The organism is Pseudomonas sp. LBUM1673 (assembly GCF_059695645.1).
Window position 1 is genome coordinate 2,013,507 of sequence record NZ_CP166780.1, and the last position, 14,891, is coordinate 2,028,397.

13 protein-coding genes are annotated in these 14,891 nt (G+C 62.0%); 9 read left to right on the forward strand and 4 right to left on the reverse strand.

Translation table 11 applies throughout. From position 1 onward, the window contains the following. Nucleotide 1 precedes the first annotated feature (1 nt). The 5 genes from kdpA to ACA044_RS09215 all read left to right on the forward strand — a co-directional run bounded on the left by kdpA (nt 2) and on the right by ACA044_RS09215 (nt 8,091). Entirely contained in the window at nt 2-1,696 is a 1,695-nt protein-coding gene (kdpA, locus tag ACA044_RS09195; protein WP_497446080.1) for a potassium-transporting ATPase subunit KdpA, read from the forward strand. Nucleotides 1,697-1,719: 23 nt separating this feature from the next. Next, nucleotides 1,720-3,777: a potassium-transporting ATPase subunit KdpB gene (kdpB, locus tag ACA044_RS09200; protein ID WP_497447191.1), complete on the forward strand. Its 2,058-nt coding sequence runs from the start codon at nt 1,720-1,722 to the stop codon at nt 3,775-3,777. Between the two features lie 229 nt (nt 3,778-4,006). Then, nucleotides 4,007-4,552, forward strand: coding sequence for a potassium-transporting ATPase subunit KdpC (kdpC, locus tag ACA044_RS09205; protein ID WP_497446081.1), 546 nt, complete (start codon nt 4,007-4,009; stop codon nt 4,550-4,552). Between the two features lie 140 nt (nt 4,553-4,692). Further along, a complete protein-coding gene (locus ACA044_RS09210) occupies nt 4,693-7,344 on the forward strand; it encodes a DUF4118 domain-containing protein (protein WP_497446082.1) in 2,652 nt (883 codons plus the stop codon). 48 nt (nt 7,345-7,392) lie between these two features. Next, a complete protein-coding gene (locus ACA044_RS09215) occupies nt 7,393-8,091 on the forward strand; it encodes a response regulator (protein ID WP_497446083.1) in 699 nt (232 codons plus the stop codon). A 112-nt stretch (nt 8,092-8,203) separates the two neighbouring features. Here the strand turns inward: ACA044_RS09215 and ACA044_RS09220 are convergent, their stop codons facing one another. Further along, nucleotides 8,204-9,253, reverse strand: a complete 1,050-nt coding sequence (locus ACA044_RS09220; protein WP_497446084.1) for a patatin-like phospholipase family protein — start codon at nt 9,251-9,253, stop codon at nt 8,204-8,206. Nucleotides 9,254-9,473: 220 nt separating this feature from the next. On the opposite strand from ACA044_RS09220, the gene ACA044_RS09225 reads away from it, so the two are divergent. The 3 genes from ACA044_RS09225 (at nt 9,474) to ACA044_RS09235 (ending at nt 11,593) form a co-directional block, all read left to right on the forward strand. Then, a complete protein-coding gene (locus ACA044_RS09225; protein WP_497446085.1) occupies nt 9,474-9,752 on the forward strand; it encodes a hypothetical protein in 279 nt (92 codons plus the stop codon). Nucleotides 9,753-9,798: 46 nt separating this feature from the next. Continuing rightward, the gene (locus ACA044_RS09230; protein ID WP_497446086.1) at nt 9,799-10,566 is read left to right on the forward strand and encodes a CHAD domain-containing protein; all 768 of its coding nucleotides are present in this window, start codon (nt 9,799-9,801) and stop codon (nt 10,564-10,566) included. Nucleotides 10,567-10,795: 229 nt separating this feature from the next. After that, on the forward strand, nt 10,796-11,593 hold the full coding sequence (locus ACA044_RS09235) for an acyl-CoA thioesterase (RefSeq protein ID WP_497446087.1): 798 nt from the start codon (nt 10,796-10,798) through the stop codon (nt 11,591-11,593). On the opposite strand, the gene ACA044_RS09240 is transcribed toward ACA044_RS09235, so the two are convergent. Further along, nucleotides 11,594-11,962, reverse strand: coding sequence for a terminase (locus ACA044_RS09240; RefSeq protein ID WP_497446088.1), 369 nt, complete (start codon nt 11,960-11,962; stop codon nt 11,594-11,596). Between ACA044_RS09240 and ACA044_RS09245 the strand changes: the two genes are divergently transcribed. Further along, complete coding sequence (locus ACA044_RS09245) at nt 11,961-12,176, forward strand: hypothetical protein (RefSeq protein ID WP_497446089.1); 216 nt, start codon at nt 11,961-11,963, stop codon at nt 12,174-12,176. The two genes, ACA044_RS09240 and ACA044_RS09245, sit on opposite strands and share 2 nt — an antisense overlap. Here ACA044_RS09245 and ACA044_RS09250 read toward each other — a convergent pair. Then, nucleotides 12,166-13,647, reverse strand: a complete 1,482-nt coding sequence (locus ACA044_RS09250) for a methyl-accepting chemotaxis protein (protein WP_497446090.1) — start codon at nt 13,645-13,647, stop codon at nt 12,166-12,168. The two genes, ACA044_RS09245 and ACA044_RS09250, sit on opposite strands and share 11 nt — an antisense overlap. A gap of 256 nt (nt 13,648-13,903) precedes the next feature. Next, entirely contained in the window at nt 13,904-14,713 is an 810-nt protein-coding gene (locus tag ACA044_RS09255) for a TatD family hydrolase (RefSeq protein WP_497446091.1), read from the reverse strand. Nucleotides 14,714-14,891 lie beyond the last annotated feature (178 nt).

Sequence of the window (14,891 nt, forward strand, 5' to 3'; positions counted from 1 at the left end):
TATGCACAGTTATGACTATTGGCTGATCCTCGCCTTCTTCGCCGTGGTGTTGATCCCTGCGCCGTTTCTGGGGCGCTTCTACTACAAGGTGATGGAAGGGCAGCGCACCTGGCTTTCGCCGATCCTCGGGCCGGTGGAGCGTGGCTGCTATCGGGTGGCCGGCGTCGATCCGCAGGCTGAACAGAGTTGGCAGAAATACACCCTGGCCTTGCTCGCCTTCAACCTCGCGAGCTTTTTGTTGTTGTTCGCGATCCTGCTGTTTCAGGACCACTTGCCGCTGAACCCGCAAAATTTGCCGGGTCAGGAGTGGACGCAAGCGTTCAACACCGCCGTCAGCTTCATGACCAATACCAACTGGCAGTCCTACAGCGGCGAAGCGACCCTCAGCTACCTGAGTCAGATGGTCGGCCTCACCGTGCAGAACTTCGTCAGCGCCGCCACCGGGCTCGCTGTGCTGGTTGCGCTATGTCGTGGCATCGGTCGCAAATCCACCAAAACCCTCGGCAACTTCTGGGTCGACATGACCCGTGCCACCCTCTATGGCCTGCTGCCGTTGTGCCTGCTGCTGGCGCTGTTCCTGGTCTGGCAGGGCGTGCCACAAACCTTCGCTCACTACGTGAATGCTGTGACGATGCAGGGCGTCGATCAGGTGATCCCGCTCGGCCCGGCCGCTAGCCAGATTGCGATCAAGCAACTGGGCACCAACGGCGGTGGCTTCTTCGGTGTCAACTCGGCGCACCCGTTCGAGAACCCGACGGCCTGGAGCAACCTGTTCGAAGTCTCCTCGATCATTTTGATCCCGGTCGCGCTGGTGTTCACCTTCGGCCACTACGTGAAAGACCTGCGTCAAAGCCGCGCGATCATCGCCTGCATGCTGGCGCTGTTTTTGATCGGCGGCGCGACCTCACTGTGGGCTGAATACCAACTCAATCCGACCCTGGCCAACGTCGCCGTCGAGCAGACCGCGCCGCTGGAAGGCAAGGAAGCGCGTTTCGGCACCACCGCCACCGTGCTGTGGTCGGTGACCACCACTGCGGCGTCGAACGGTTCGGTCAATGGCATGCACGACAGCCTCAACCCGCTGAGCGGCATGGTCGCGATGATCAACATGATGGTCGGCGAGGTGATTTTCGGCGGCGTCGGAGCCGGGCTCTACGGCATGTTGCTCAACGTGCTGATCGCGGTGTTCCTTGCCGGGCTGATGATCGGGCGCACTCCGGAATACCTCGGCAAGAAACTGCAAGCCCGGGAAGTTCAGCTGCTGGTGGTGACCTTGCTGGTGATGCCAGTCGGCGTGCTGGTGCTCGGCGCGATTGCCGCCAGCCTGCCAGGCCCGGTCGCGGCGGTGAGCAACCCCGGTCCTCACGGTTTCAGTCAGTTGCTTTATGCCTACACCTCGGCCAGTGCCAACAACGGTTCGGCGTTTGCTGGATTCGGGGCGAACACCGCGTTCCACAACCTGATGTTGGGGCTGGGCATGTTGATCGGTCGCTTCGGTTACATCCTCCCGGTTCTGGCCCTGGCCGGTAGCCTGGCGATGAAGAAAACCGCGCCGATCGGTCAGAACAGCTTCCCGACCCATGGCCCACTGTTCGTGACCCTGTTGACCGTGACTATTTTGCTGGTGGGTGGCCTGACGTTCCTGCCGGCGTTAGCGCTGGGTCCTATTGCTGAACACTTGAGCTTGGGCTTCTGAGCCGCTTTTTTAGGAGCACGATGATGAATATGTCCGCAACTAAAGCCGTCACCGTCAAGGCGCCGGAACAGCCGAAAACAGCCATTGCCGCGCTCTGGCGTCCGGCGCTGGTGCAAGCCTTCGTCAAGCTCGACCCACGGCAGTTGCAACGTGCGCCGGTGATGCTGGTGGTGGAACTGACCGCCATCCTCACCACCGTGCTGTGCTTCATTCCCGACAGCGCCGTGCCGACCTTCGTCGCCGCGCAAATCGCGTTGTGGTTGTGGTTCACCGTGTTGTTCGCCAACTTCGCCGAAGCGCTGGCCGAAGGTCGCGGCAAGGCCCGTGCCGACAGCCTCAAGGCCGGCAGCGAAGGCTTGAGTGCCCGGCGCAAAAACGCCAATGGCAGCTTTCAGGTCGTGCCGGCCACCAGCCTGCACAAGGGCGATGTGGTGCGCGTCGAAGCGGGGGAGATGATTCCCGGTGACGGCGAGGTGATCGAAGGCATTGCGGCGGTCAACGAAGCGGCGATTACCGGTGAGTCGGCGCCCGTGATTCGCGAGTCCGGCGGTGACCGTTCGGCCGTCACCGGCAACACCCGACTGGTGTCCGACTGGCTGCTGGTGCGCATCACCGCCAACCCCGGCGAGTCGACCCTGGACCGCATGATCGCCCTGGTCGAAGGCGCCAAACGCCAGAAAACCCCGAACGAAGTGGCGCTGGATATCCTGCTGATCGGCCTGACCCTGATCTTTCTGCTGGTGGTGGTGACCCTGCAACCGTTCGCCCACTTCGCCAACGGCAACCTGCCGCTGGTGTTTCTGGTGGCGTTATTGGTCACGCTGATTCCGACCACTATCGGCGGTTTGTTGTCGGCCATCGGTATCGCCGGGATGGACCGTCTGGTGCGCCTGAACGTGATCGCCAAGTCCGGTCGAGCCGTGGAAGCGGCGGGGGACGTGCACGTTCTACTGCTGGACAAGACCGGCACCATCACCTTCGGCAACCGTCGTTGCACCGCGGTGTATGCAGCACCCGGCGTCACGGCCAGGGAATTGGCCGAAGGCGCGTTGTTTGCCTCCTTGGCCGATGACACGGCTGAAGGCAAATCCATCGTCGAGTACCTGCGCGGTCTTCACCCGCAACCGGAGCCGTCCGCCGAGGTGCTGACCGCCGTGCCGTTCAGCGCTGAAACCCGTCTGTCCGGTGTCGACTATCAGGGCCGCGTGTATCGCAAAGGCGCGGTGGATTCTCTGCTGACCTTCGTTGGCCTGAAACGCGCCGATCTGGCAGCGCCTCTGTCCCGGGAAATCGACAAGATCGCCCAGAGCGGGGGCACGCCGTTGCTGGTGTGTGCCGACGGCAAATTGCTCGGTGTCATCCACCTCAAGGACGTGGTCAAGCCTGGCATCCGCGAGCGTTTCGCCGAACTGCGCAAGCTGGGGATTCGCACGGTCATGGTTACTGGCGACAACCCGCTGACCGCCGCTGCGATTGCTGCCGAAGCAGGCGTGGATGATGTGCTGGCCGAAGCCACGCCGGAGAAAAAACTGGCGCGCATTCGTCACGAGCAGGACGACGGTCGCCTGGTTGCCATGTGCGGCGACGGTGCCAACGACGCCCCAGCCCTGGCCCAGGCTGACGTCGGCATGGCGATGAACGATGGCACGCAAGCGGCGCGGGAAGCGGCGAACATGGTCGACCTCGACAGCGATCCGACCAAGCTGTTGGACGTGGTGCAAATAGGCAAGGAATTGCTGGTGACCCGCGGTGCGCTCACCACCTTTTCCATCGCCAACGACGTGGCCAAGTACTTCGCGATCCTGCCGGCGTTGTTCGCCTCGATCTACCCGCAACTGGGGGTGCTCAACGTCATGCACCTGAGCAGTCCGCAGAGCGCGATCCTGTCGGCGATTGTGTTCAACGCCCTGATCATTGTGGTGCTGATCCCGTTGGCGCTGCGTGGTGTACGGGTACAGGCGGCGAGTGCTGCTGCACTGCTGCGACGCAATCTGCTGATCTACGGGGTGGGCGGGATTCTGGTGCCGTTCGTGGGCATCAAGGCGATCGACATGTTGTTGACCGCGTTGCATTTGGTTTGACGGTTGACCGGGTTGTGCGAGCTTTTTGTGGCGAGGGGGCTTGCCCCCGTTCGGCTGCGAAGCAGTCGCCAGCCCGATATATGCGGTATGTCTGAAGCAATGAAGTTTCAGATTTTGGGGCTGCTGCGCAACCCAACGGGGGCAAGCCCCCTCGCCACAAAAGACCCTTTGCCACGGGCTGAGCAGTAGCTTCCAGGCATGAGTTTTTTATCGAATCGAGGATTTTGAAATGTCCACACTGATACGTCCGGCCCTGAGCCTGCTGGTGCTGATGACCCTGATCACTGGCGTCGCCTACCCCTTGGTGGTCACCGGCGTCGCTCAGGTCGCCTTCCCGGACCAGGCCAACGGCAGCCTGGTACGCGATGCCGACGGCAAGGTCCGTGGCTCGTCGCTGATTGCCCAGGATTTCGTCGGCGACGCCTGGTTCCACCCACGGCCATCGGCCGGTGCCTTTGCCACCGTGTCGAGCAGTGCCAGCAACCTTTCGCCCAGCAATCCGGCGCTGGCCACTCGCGTTATTGACGAAGCCAATAAATTGCAGGTGGCCGGTCAGGGACCAGTGCCGTTGGCCATGTTGACCACCTCCGGCAGTGGCCTCGATCCGCACTTGCCACCGGCCGCGATTGCCTATCAACTGGCGCGTGTCGCGGCGGCGCGCAATCTGCCAGTGTCTACGCTTGAGCAACTGCTGGGCGCGCATATCGAGCAGCCGTTGGTGGGGCCTCCGGTGGTGAATGTGTTGGCGCTGAATAGGGCGCTGGAAAAGTTGTAAATCGGTGGTGGCGCCATTCGGGGGCAAGCCCGCTCCCACAAGGGATCTTCAGCGTTCACAGATCCAATGTGGGAGCGGGCTTGCTCGCGAAGGCGGCTGAACAATCACCCCTCAATATCTGAAAAAAGAGAGCTTCAAGCATGAGTGACTCCGGCCGCGCCGACGCGCTGTTAGCAGACCTGCCCCGCGATGGCCGTGGCCGGCTCAAGGTGTTCCTTGGCGCCGCCCCGGGGGTCGGCAAGACCTACGCCATGCTGCAAGCCGCCCACACTCAACTGCGCCAAGGCGTGAAAGTCATGGCCGGCGTAGTCGAAACCCACGGTCGCGCCGAAACCGAAGCGCTACTGGCTGGCTTGCCGCAGCAGCCGTTGGTGCGCTCGGAATACCGCGGCGTGATGCTCGAAGAAATGGACCTCGACGGTCTGATCAAAGCCAAACCGAAACTGGTGCTGGTGGATGAACTGGCCCACAGCAACGCCCCCGGCAGTCGGCACACCAAACGCTGGCAAGACATCCAGGAACTGCTGGCCGCCGGCATCGACGTATACACCACGGTCAACGTCCAGCATCTGGAAAGCCTCAACGATCAGGTGCGCGGCATCACCGGCGTGCAGGTACGCGAAACCCTGCCGGACTGGGTGTTGCAAGAAGCCTACGAACTGCTGCTGATCGACCTGCCGCCGCGCGAACTGTTGGAGCGTCTGCGCGATGGCAAGGTCTACGTGCCGGAGCAGGCCCGGGCGGCCATCGATGCGTTCTTCACCCAGACCAACCTCACCGCCCTGCGCGAACTGGCGATGCAAACCGCAGCGGCCCAGGTCGATGACGATCTGGCGCAGGGTTATCGCCAGTTGGGACAGGCCGCGCCGGCCGTGCGCGGTCGCTTGCTGGTGGGCGTCGATGGCGATGCTCAGGCCGAGCGCCTGGTGCGTCACGCCAGTCGCGTCGCCCAGCGGCGGCATCTGCCGTGGAGCCTGGTGCATGTGGACAACGGCCGTGTGCGCGACGAGCAGTCGCGCCTGCGCCTGCAAAGCGCCCAGCAACTGGCTGAACGCCTCGGTGGCGAAGTGGTGTTGCTGCGCGCCGCAGAGGTGGCGAAAACCCTGATCCAGCACGCCGCCGAACGACGCGCCAGCCTGGTGTTGGTCGGTCAGTCGCGTCAGCGTTTGCGTCGACGGTTGTTCGGCGGCGGTCTGGCGTCACGTTTGCTGCGCGATGCTCGCGGGCTGGAAATCAACGTGCTCGACAGCGATCACGAACAGCATCAGCCGCGCCAGCGTTCGGCGCAGTCGTTGGTCTGGTTCGACTACGCATTGGCGCTGGTGGCGACGGTGCTCGCCAGTGCCCTGGCCTGGGCGGTGTCGAGCGTCTTGCCGCTGCCCAATATTTCGCTGGTGTTCCTCGCGGCGGTGTTGCTGGTGGCGGTGCGCAGCAGCCTCGGCCCGGCGCTGGCCTGTGCGGCGCTATCGTTTCTGACCTATGACTTTCTGTTCATCCCACCGACGTTCTCCTTCCGCATCCAGCGCGAAGAAGACGTACTGACCTTGCTGTTCTTCCTGTTGATGGCGGCCTTGACCGGCAACCTTGCGGCGCGGCAACGGCGGCAATTGCAGGCGTTGCGCGACACCCAGGAAGAAACCACCGAACTGCTCGACCTGTCGCGCAAACTCACCGCCGCCACCGACCGTCAGGCCGTGGTCAGCGCGGCGGCGCAGCACCTCAACGACTGGACCGACCTGAAACTGTGCCTGCTCAATCGCGATGGCCAGAGTGGCTGGAAAGTCGAAACCGGTGGGCCGCTGGAGTTTTCCGAGGCCGAGCGCGCCGCCGCCGATTGGGCCTGGCAACACGACCAACCGGCCGGCGCGGGCACAGGCACTTTGCCGTTCGGGCGCTGGTGGTGGTGGCCATTGTCGGTGGATGACGGGCCGCTGGCGTTGCTCGGTGTGTGCGCCAAAGAGGGGCAGACCCTGAGCGGCCAGCGTCGGCGCTTGCTGACTGCGCTGAGCCAGCCGTTGGCCCAGGCATTGGCCCGGGCGCAACTGGCCGATGACCTTGAGGCGGCGCGCTTGCATGGTGAAACCGAGCAACTGCGCAGCGCGCTGCTGGCCTCGGTGTCCCACGATTTGCGCACGCCGCTGACCTCCATGCGCGGCAGCATCGACAGCCTGTTGGCACTTGGCGAGGCGATTCCGCTGGAGGACCGCCGCGAACTGCTTGAAGGCACCCGCGATGAAGCCGAACGACTGGATCGCTACATTCAAAACCTGCTGGACATGACTCGCCTCGGTCATGGCGCCCTGAAGCTGGCGCGGGACTGGGTGTCGCCGGCAGACATCGTCGGCAGTTCACTCAACCGTCTGCGCGCGGTGCTGGCATCATTGCAAGTCATTACCGAAGTACCAGCCGAACTGCCGCTGCTCTATGTGCATGCCGCGTTGATCGAACAAGCACTGGTCAACGTACTGGAAAACGCTGCGCGTTTCTCTCCGTCCCACGGGCGTCTTGAATTGCGTGCCGGGGCCAATGACCGCGAGCTGTTTTTTTCGGTGAGCGATGAGGGGCCGGGGATTCCGGAGGAGGAGCGGGCGAAGGTTTTCGACATGTTCTACACCGCCGCTCGCGGCGATCGCGGCGGGCAGGGCACCGGGCTGGGGCTGGCGATCTGTCAGGGCATGGTCGGTGCCCATGGCGGGCGGATCAGCGTCGCCGACGGTATCGAAGGGCGTGGCACCTGCATCACGCTGCACTTGCCATTGCAGACTCAGCCGGGATTGGACAGTGAAGCCTGAACTCACCTGCGCTACTCTCTTGCCACCTCTTTGTGTTGATGTGAATTCATGAGCCAGACCGCGACCATTTTGGTCATCGACGACGAACCGCAGATCCGCAAATTCCTGCGCATCAGCCTCGCCTCCCAAGGCTACAAAGTGCTGGAAGCCGGCACCGGTACGGAAGGCCTGGCCCAGGCCGCATTGAACAAACCCGACCTGCTGGTGCTCGACCTCGGTCTGCCGGACATGGACGGTCAGCAAGTGCTGCGCGAGTTTCGCGAGTGGTCGACGGTGCCGGTATTGGTGCTCTCGGTGCGCGCCAGCGAAGGGCAGAAAGTCCAAGCCCTGGATGGCGGCGCCAACGACTACGTGACCAAGCCGTTCGGCATCCAGGAGTTTCTGGCCCGAGTGCGCGCGTTGCTGCGTCAGGCGCCGACCGGTGAGGCCCAGGAAGCGGCGCTCAGCTTCGGTCCGCTCACTGTCGACCTGGCTTATCGCCGGGTGCTATTGGACGGTGCCGAAGTGGCGCTGACGCGCAAGGAATACGCCGTACTGGCGCAACTGGCTCGGCACCCGGGACGGGTCATCACCCAGCAGCAATTGCTCAAAGACATTTGGGGCCCGACCCACACCGAGGACAGCCACTATCTGCGGATCGTGGTCGGGCACTTGCGGCAGAAACTGGTGGATGATCCGACTCAACCGAGGTTCATCGTCACCGAGGCGGGGGTGGGGTATCGGTTGTTGAATGAGGATGGCTTTTAGTCTTGTATTGACTGATCTGACGCTTTCGCGAGCAAGCCTGCTCCCACAAGGGATCTTCAGCGTTCACAGATCCACTGTGGGAGCGGGCTTGCTCGCGATGGCGCCGGATCAGTCACCGCCAATCTTCATTTCGCTCACTCTCATACCGATCCAGCGTATCGCGGGCTATCTCGCGCCCCAGTGCGATCAACTCCGGCGCCTTGTAGAACTCGAAAAACCGGCACACCCGCTTGGGTACGTTGATCAAGATATCCGGCGGATACCCGGCAATCTTGTACTGCGCCAATGACGTCTGCATCACCTCGAAACTCTGGTTGATCAGGTCCAGCAAGGACGCCGGCCCCACGTTGTCGATGATGATCGACCCGGTGGCGGACTTCGGTGCGCCATTACTTTCCGGGGCGGCCGCCGGTTGCTGGGCTTCGGGTTCGGCGGATTCGATCCACGGGTTGATCTCGGCCGCTTCTGCCATCAACGCTTCCTTTTCCAGCAGCAGCAATTGTTCGGCTTGTTTGCGGCGGAAGGGCAATTTGGAACCCAGCGAGTTGATCAGGCTGTCGAACCGAGACCTGAACGCCGCCGGGCGCTGGATCACCGGTAGTTGATAGTGACGCTGATTGGTGGAGTTGAGGTTGACCGCGATGATCAAGTCGCAATGGCTCGACACCACCGGCACGATCGGCAACGGGTTGAGGATACCGCCGTCCACCAGCATTCGATTGCCCTGCATCACGGGTGTGAACAGGCTGGGGATCGCCGCCGAAGCGCGCATGGCCTGGTGCAGGCAGCCTTCCTGGAACCAGATTTCCTGCTGGTTGGTCAGGTCTGTGGCCACGGCCGTGTAGGGGATGCGCAGGTCTTCGATGTTGATCTCGCCGACGATCTTGCGGATCTGCCCGAAGACCTTCTCTCCGCGAATCGCGCCCAGACGAAAGCTGACGTCCACCAGACGCAACACGTCGAGGTAATCCAGGCTCTCGATCCAGTCGCGATAATCGTTGAGTTTACCGGCGGCATAGATCCCGCCGACTACTGCGCCCATGGAGCAACCGGCGATGCAGGCGATGTCGTAGCCACGCCGTTCGATCTCTTCAATGACGCCGATATGAGCGTAGCCCCGGGCGCCACCCGAGCCCAGCACCAGTGCGACACGCTTTTTCATGAAACACCCTCTCTGACAAGGTTCAACAATGCACCCATCGAGGGGCAAGCTTCAATCGCTATGGTCGTTCAGCGAGGCCAGTGCGTCGTTTTTTGACACTCCGGGAAAACGAATGGGTATTCTCGCCAGTGCTAGAGTTTCCGTTGCGGGCCAAAGGCACTTTTCACGCGCCAGACCGTCTTACGTGCATGACTGTTTACCTATCTTTGAGGTGTGAGTGATGAAAGCCTGGATCTGTGTGCCGTTGATTGCCTTGGCACTCGCCGGTTGTGCCGGTAAAACCGCTTACCGTGACAACTGCGGTAGCCAACTCGACGCCGCCTGGCGTGAACTGGACCTGGCCAAGGTCGAGGGCTTTGCCGGGACGGTCAGCTACTCCAAGGCGCTGTCGTTGCTGACCGGTGCCAAGACCCAGCAGCAATTCGAAGCATACGAGGGTTGTACCAAGAAGGCCGAGAAGGCGCGCTTCTACATTCGTGAGTCCCGCGCCGGTCGTTGAGGCATGATAGAGCGCACTTGGGGCAATTCGATTCAGGGAGCAAGCGATGTCGACCTTGGTTGATCGGTTGGTGGCTCATGTTCTGGGCCTGGACGTTCGTCTGCTCGCCTGTCAGGCACGCTTGACTGCCCGCACCGACCCGGAAGCGCTGCACGATCTACGCACCACCGTGCGGCGTTTGCGCAGCTTGCTGCGACCCTTGCGCGGCTTGCCCGGGGTCGAACAGCTGGAAGCGGCGGCGTCCCGGGTCGGTGAACTGACCACGCCGTTGCGCGATCGCGAAGTGCTGGCGGCGTATTTGCTCCAGCACGATCAACCCGAGGCCGCGCACCGGCGCATGGCGCGGATGGCCGAGGCTTATCCCATCGTGGCGGCGAGCCCGGAGCTGGCGCAGATGCTGATGATCCTCGACGCCTTTCCGCGTTTCCTGCGGGCCTCTCAGCGTCAGGGCTTGCTCAAGGGCTTGCGCAAACGCATCGAAAAACGCCTGGCCAAACAATGGAAGAAACTCGACCAGGCCTTGCATGATCCCGCCCATGACCGCCATCGTTTGCGCCTGCTGATCAAGCGCGTGCGCTATGGCATTGAAGCCTACCCCGAACTGGATCGTTTGCCGGAAGCGGCCCTGCCCAGACTGAAATCGGCCCAGGCTGCTCTGGGTGATTGGCACGATAGCTGGCAGTGGCTGGCCCGTGCCAAGGAAGAACCCGATTTGCAGCCATGTGTCGCGGTCTGGACAACCACGATGGCCAAGGCCGAAGAGCGCGCCGACCGCGTCCTCGACAAACTCAGCGCCACCTGCTTCAAATCCTGAAATCACCACAAATCCAATGTGGGAGCGGGCTTGCTCGCGAAAGCGGTCTGACATTCAACATTTGCGTTGAATGTTATGCCCTCTTCGCGAGCAAGCCCGCTCCCACATTAGTTGTGTGTTCCAGCCAGGCGCGGCTCATCTGTCAGTGATTTTGGCCGGAATAAGCGCTGTGCCGACTTTGCGGGCTGGTTAAGATCGTCCCATCCATTTTCCTGTCTCTGAGGTTCCCATGCGCTTTTCCGATCTGCTCGACGCTGTTCGCAGCCAGCCGCAAGCGCTGTCTATTCCGGCCGAGTGGGGCCAGGGGCGGGCGAGTTTTGGTGGCTTGGTAGCCGCCTTGCAATACGAAGCCATGCGCGCAAGAGTCCCGGCGGATCGTCCGGTGCGCTCGCTGGCAATCACCTTTGTCGGTCCGGTCGAACCCGATGTGCCGGTCAGTTTTGAAGTCGATGTGCTGCGCGAAGGCAAAGCCGTCAGCCAGGTGTTGGGCCGGGCGATGCAGAAGGGGCAAGTGGTGACGTTGGTCCAGGGCAGCTTCGGCGCCTCGCGACCTTCCGAGGTGGCGGTCACGGCCAACGCTGCGCCCGAGATGAAACACTGGGACGACTGCCAGGAAATGCCCTATATCAAAGGTGTGACCCCGGAATTCATGCGTCATATGGCAATGCGCTGGAGTGTCGGTGGCCTGCCGTTTACCGGCAACACATCCCGCGAGATGGGTGGTTGGGTGCGCTTGCGTGGGGATGTGAAGGACGAGGCGGTCAGCGAGGCGCATATTCTGGCGCTGGTCGACGCCTGGCCGCCGTCCTTGTTGTCGCATCTGAAGAAACCGGCGGCAGGCAGCACGCTGACCTGGACCATCGAATTCGTCCAGCCGTTGCTTGCGTTGAGCACGCTGGACTGGTGCAAGTACCTGGTGGACATCGAGTATGCCGCTGACGGCTACGGGCACGCCGCCGCAAAACTGTGGAGCGAAGACGGTCAGTTGATCGCCATGAGCCGGCAGACGGTAACGATTTTCGCCTGATCAGCGACGACGACGGTGGCGTTCACGCCAGGCGCGCCACCAGCCGCCACTGAAGAAAAACCGTGGGAAGGTCAGGAACTGCTCGACCAGCAAGCGCGACACAGCATCTTTGCGATCACTGAACGGCTCGGAGGCTTGTGCCTCCAGGCGGTGACCGTGACGCTGCAGGCCCAGGGCGGCGAGCAGGCCGATGATACCGATCGCGATGCTCGCCAGATCCAGGCTGAACACCCCCGAGACCATCAGTAAAAACGCCACGATGAACAGCGGCACGGCAATCAGGTGCAACACCAGATTGGTCGGGTGCTGGTGATTGTTCGGGTACGCTCGCCATTGCCACGCGGGAAGGTTGGGGTGACGTTTACCCATGATGTTTGTCCTTGGTTCGTTGAGGCTCTTTGAACAAAGGATAGGCCCGGCGAAAGCCGTCGGCGAATCAAGGCTGGCTATCGAAGTGATAGGGGGCATGGTCAATATTGATGTTGACCGGGCTGACGCTTTCGCGGGCAAGCCTCGCTCCTACAGGATTTATGTCGACCTTGTAGGAGCGAAGCTTGCTCGCGAAGAGGCCCTCAAAGCTTGAGCTGCCCGATGGCCTTGCTCAATTCCCCGGCCAACATCGCCAACTCATTGCTGGTGATCGCCGAATTCACGGTCTGTTGCACGGTGTTCTCGGTCACATCCCGAATGCTCACCACCGACCGATTCATTTCTTCCGCCACATGGCTCTGCTGCTCGGCCGCTACCGCGATCTGCGTATTGCTTTCACGCATCTGCGCCACCGCACCGGTAATTTCGGCCAGGGCCACGCTGGCTTCCTGAGCCTGCTGCATGCAGTCGTGCGCCTTGTCCGAGCTCTCCTGCATAAAGTCCACCGCGTCCCGAGTGCCGGCCTGCAACGCTGAAACCATGGTGGTGATCTCGTCGGTGGACGTCTGGACTCGTTTGGCCAGGTTACGCACTTCATCGGCGACCACCGCAAACCCGCGGCCCATTTCTCCGGCCCGGGCCGCTTCGATGGCGGCGTTAAGGGCCAGCAGGTTGGTCTGTTCGGCGATGCTGTGGATCACGCTGACCACGCCGTTGATCTTCTGGCTGTCCTCGGCCAGGCGCTGAATCATCTCGGCCGTTTGCTGCACGCCGGTGGACAACCCGCTAATCGATTTCTGTACCCGAGTGACCACTTCCTGGCCGCTGCCGGCCAGGGTGTCGGCGGTTTGCGAGAGGTCGCGGGTGGCACTGGCGTGTTGGGCAATGTGATGGACCGTGACGGTCATTTCGTTGATCGCTGTGGCGGCCTGATCGGTTTCGCTTTGCTGATCGAGCATGCCGTGACGCACCTCGTTCATGCTTGAAGCCAGCCGTGCGGCGCCGACATCCAATTGCCGGGCAGTGCTGGCGACGGTATTGACCACTCGCTGGTAACCGGCCTGCATGGCGTTGAACGCGTTGGCCATTTGCCCGACTTCATCCTGGCAGGCCAGCGGCACACGGGCCGACAAGTCGCCGGTTTTCTCGACGTGGAGCATCACGTCTTTCAAGGTGTTGAGCTGGCTGAGCAGGAAGCGGATCAACAGTTGCGACGCGCCGAGCATCGCCAGCATCAGGATGAACACCGCTACCGCGTAGTGGGTGAAGCGTTCACCGAACACTTGGCTCAGGCTTGGGCCGTAGGCAATCACTGCCACTTGTTGGCCATCGGGGCGAGTGAACACTTCGGCGCCCATCAGCGGATTTTCCCCGAACAGCGGCATGGCGTTGATCTCGACCCAACCGTTGGTATCGGTCAGCTCCAGCACCGGTTGCCCGTTCAGCAACGGCGCCTGCCCGCGATGGAAGGTAAGAAGGTGATCGGCCTTGGGCAGTGGTTGCCCGGCAGGCCAGGTGTCGAGCAATCGCGCCTGAGCCTGGGCCGAAGCCTGGGCGGCGTGGCTGCGGGCCTGTTGTTCGAGCTGCACGGCGTACAGCACCAGCAACAGGGTGGTGACGAAGGCGACGGCGTTGACCGCCCAGAATTTGTATTTCAGCGAGATGTTGCTAAGCCAGGCACCCATGGAGGTCTTCTCTGATAGCGGAAACAGTTTTGGCAAGGTGCCAGTATTGTGCCGCTATGCAGGGATTCAGATGTTGATACAGGTCAACGAGCACAGCCTATCCAAATGTGGGAGCGAGCCTGTGTGGCGAGGGGGCTTGCCCCCGTTGGGTCGCGAAGCGGCCCCAAAACCTGCAATCGCGGTGTATACGACTGCTACGCAGCCGAACGGGGGCAAGCCCCCCTCGCCACACCCCGCCCCCACAGGGAATTTGTGGTTATAGGGGGATTGAGGGCAGACCGAAGAACGCTCGTGCGCAGGCCGTGCTATGGGCAGCCAAATCTTCCACCGTTTCCCCACGATGCAACGCGACTTCACGCAACACTTCGGTCAAGTAAGCTGGCTCGTTGCGACCATTCTTCGGCTTGGGGCGCAAACTGCGGGGCAGCAGATACGGCGCATCGCTCTCCAGCATCAAGCGCCCGCGTTTAATCTCTTTGACCAACGGATGCAGGTGCGTGCCCCGGCGCTCGTCGCAAATCCAGCCAGTGATGCCGATGTGCAAATCCAGGTCGAGATAGCTGAACAGCGCCTTCTTTTCACCGGTGAAGCAGTGCACCACGGCAGCCGGCAATTGATCGCGATAATCGCGCAGGATCTCCAGCAACCGTTGGCTGGCGTCGCGCTCGTGCAGGAACACCGGCAATTGCAGCTCGACCGCCATCGCCAGATGCTCTTCGAGGACTTTTTCCTGCTGCGGGCGGGGCGAGAAATCACGATTGAAATCGAGGCCGCATTCACCCACGGCCACCACGTTCGGCTCCTTGAGCAAACAGCGCAGACGCTGAGCGCTGTCGGCGTTCCAGTCGCTGGCCGAGTGCGGATGAATGCCGGCCGTGGCGAACAGCCGCTGAGCACTTTCGTCCAGTTGCTGGCACAGCTCCAGAGCCTGTTCGCTGCCCTCGACGCTGGTCCCGGTGAGCACCAGTTGGCAGACCCCGGCAGCATAGGCGCGGTCGAGTACAGCCTGGTGTTTGTCGGCGAAACTGGGGTTGGTCAGGTTGACGCCGATATCGATGAGTTGCATGGTGCTACCTCGGACCAAAGGCCGGAAAGCATATCAGAGCTGTAGATTTATAAGAAAAGCCAAGAACTACAACGAGTTAAAGCTGTCTGTTGAGGCCGCGAGACAAGTCGGATTGGTAGGTTTGCTGTCACTGTGCCACTCTCTCGCACTTTATCAGCGCTTCAAGCGCTCTGTTCTG

Coding starts and splice junctions, on each gene's coding strand:
- kdpA (WP_497446080.1), top strand. CDS start 2: ATGCACAGTTATGACTATTGGCTGATCCTCGCCTTCTTCGCCGTGGTG.
- kdpC (WP_497446081.1), top strand. CDS start 4,007: ATGTCCACACTGATACGTCCGGCCCTGAGCCTGCTGGTGCTGATGACC.
- ACA044_RS09230 (WP_497446086.1), top strand. CDS start 9,799: ATGTCGACCTTGGTTGATCGGTTGGTGGCTCATGTTCTGGGCCTGGAC.
- ACA044_RS09220 (WP_497446084.1), bottom strand. CDS start 9,253: ATGAAAAAGCGTGTCGCACTGGTGCTGGGCTCGGGTGGCGCCCGGGGC.
- ACA044_RS09240 (WP_497446088.1), bottom strand. CDS start 11,962: ATGGGTAAACGTCACCCCAACCTTCCCGCGTGGCAATGGCGAGCGTAC.
- ACA044_RS09245 (WP_497446089.1), top strand. CDS start 11,961: ATGATGTTTGTCCTTGGTTCGTTGAGGCTCTTTGAACAAAGGATAGGC.
- ACA044_RS09215 (WP_497446083.1), top strand. CDS start 7,393: ATGAGCCAGACCGCGACCATTTTGGTCATCGACGACGAACCGCAGATC.
- ACA044_RS09225 (WP_497446085.1), top strand. CDS start 9,474: ATGAAAGCCTGGATCTGTGTGCCGTTGATTGCCTTGGCACTCGCCGGT.
- kdpB (WP_497447191.1), top strand. CDS start 1,720: ATGAATATGTCCGCAACTAAAGCCGTCACCGTCAAGGCGCCGGAACAG.
- ACA044_RS09210 (WP_497446082.1), top strand. CDS start 4,693: ATGAGTGACTCCGGCCGCGCCGACGCGCTGTTAGCAGACCTGCCCCGC.
- ACA044_RS09255 (WP_497446091.1), bottom strand. CDS start 14,713: ATGCAACTCATCGATATCGGCGTCAACCTGACCAACCCCAGTTTCGCC.
- ACA044_RS09250 (WP_497446090.1), bottom strand. CDS start 13,647: ATGGGTGCCTGGCTTAGCAACATCTCGCTGAAATACAAATTCTGGGCG.
- ACA044_RS09235 (WP_497446087.1), top strand. CDS start 10,796: ATGCGCTTTTCCGATCTGCTCGACGCTGTTCGCAGCCAGCCGCAAGCG.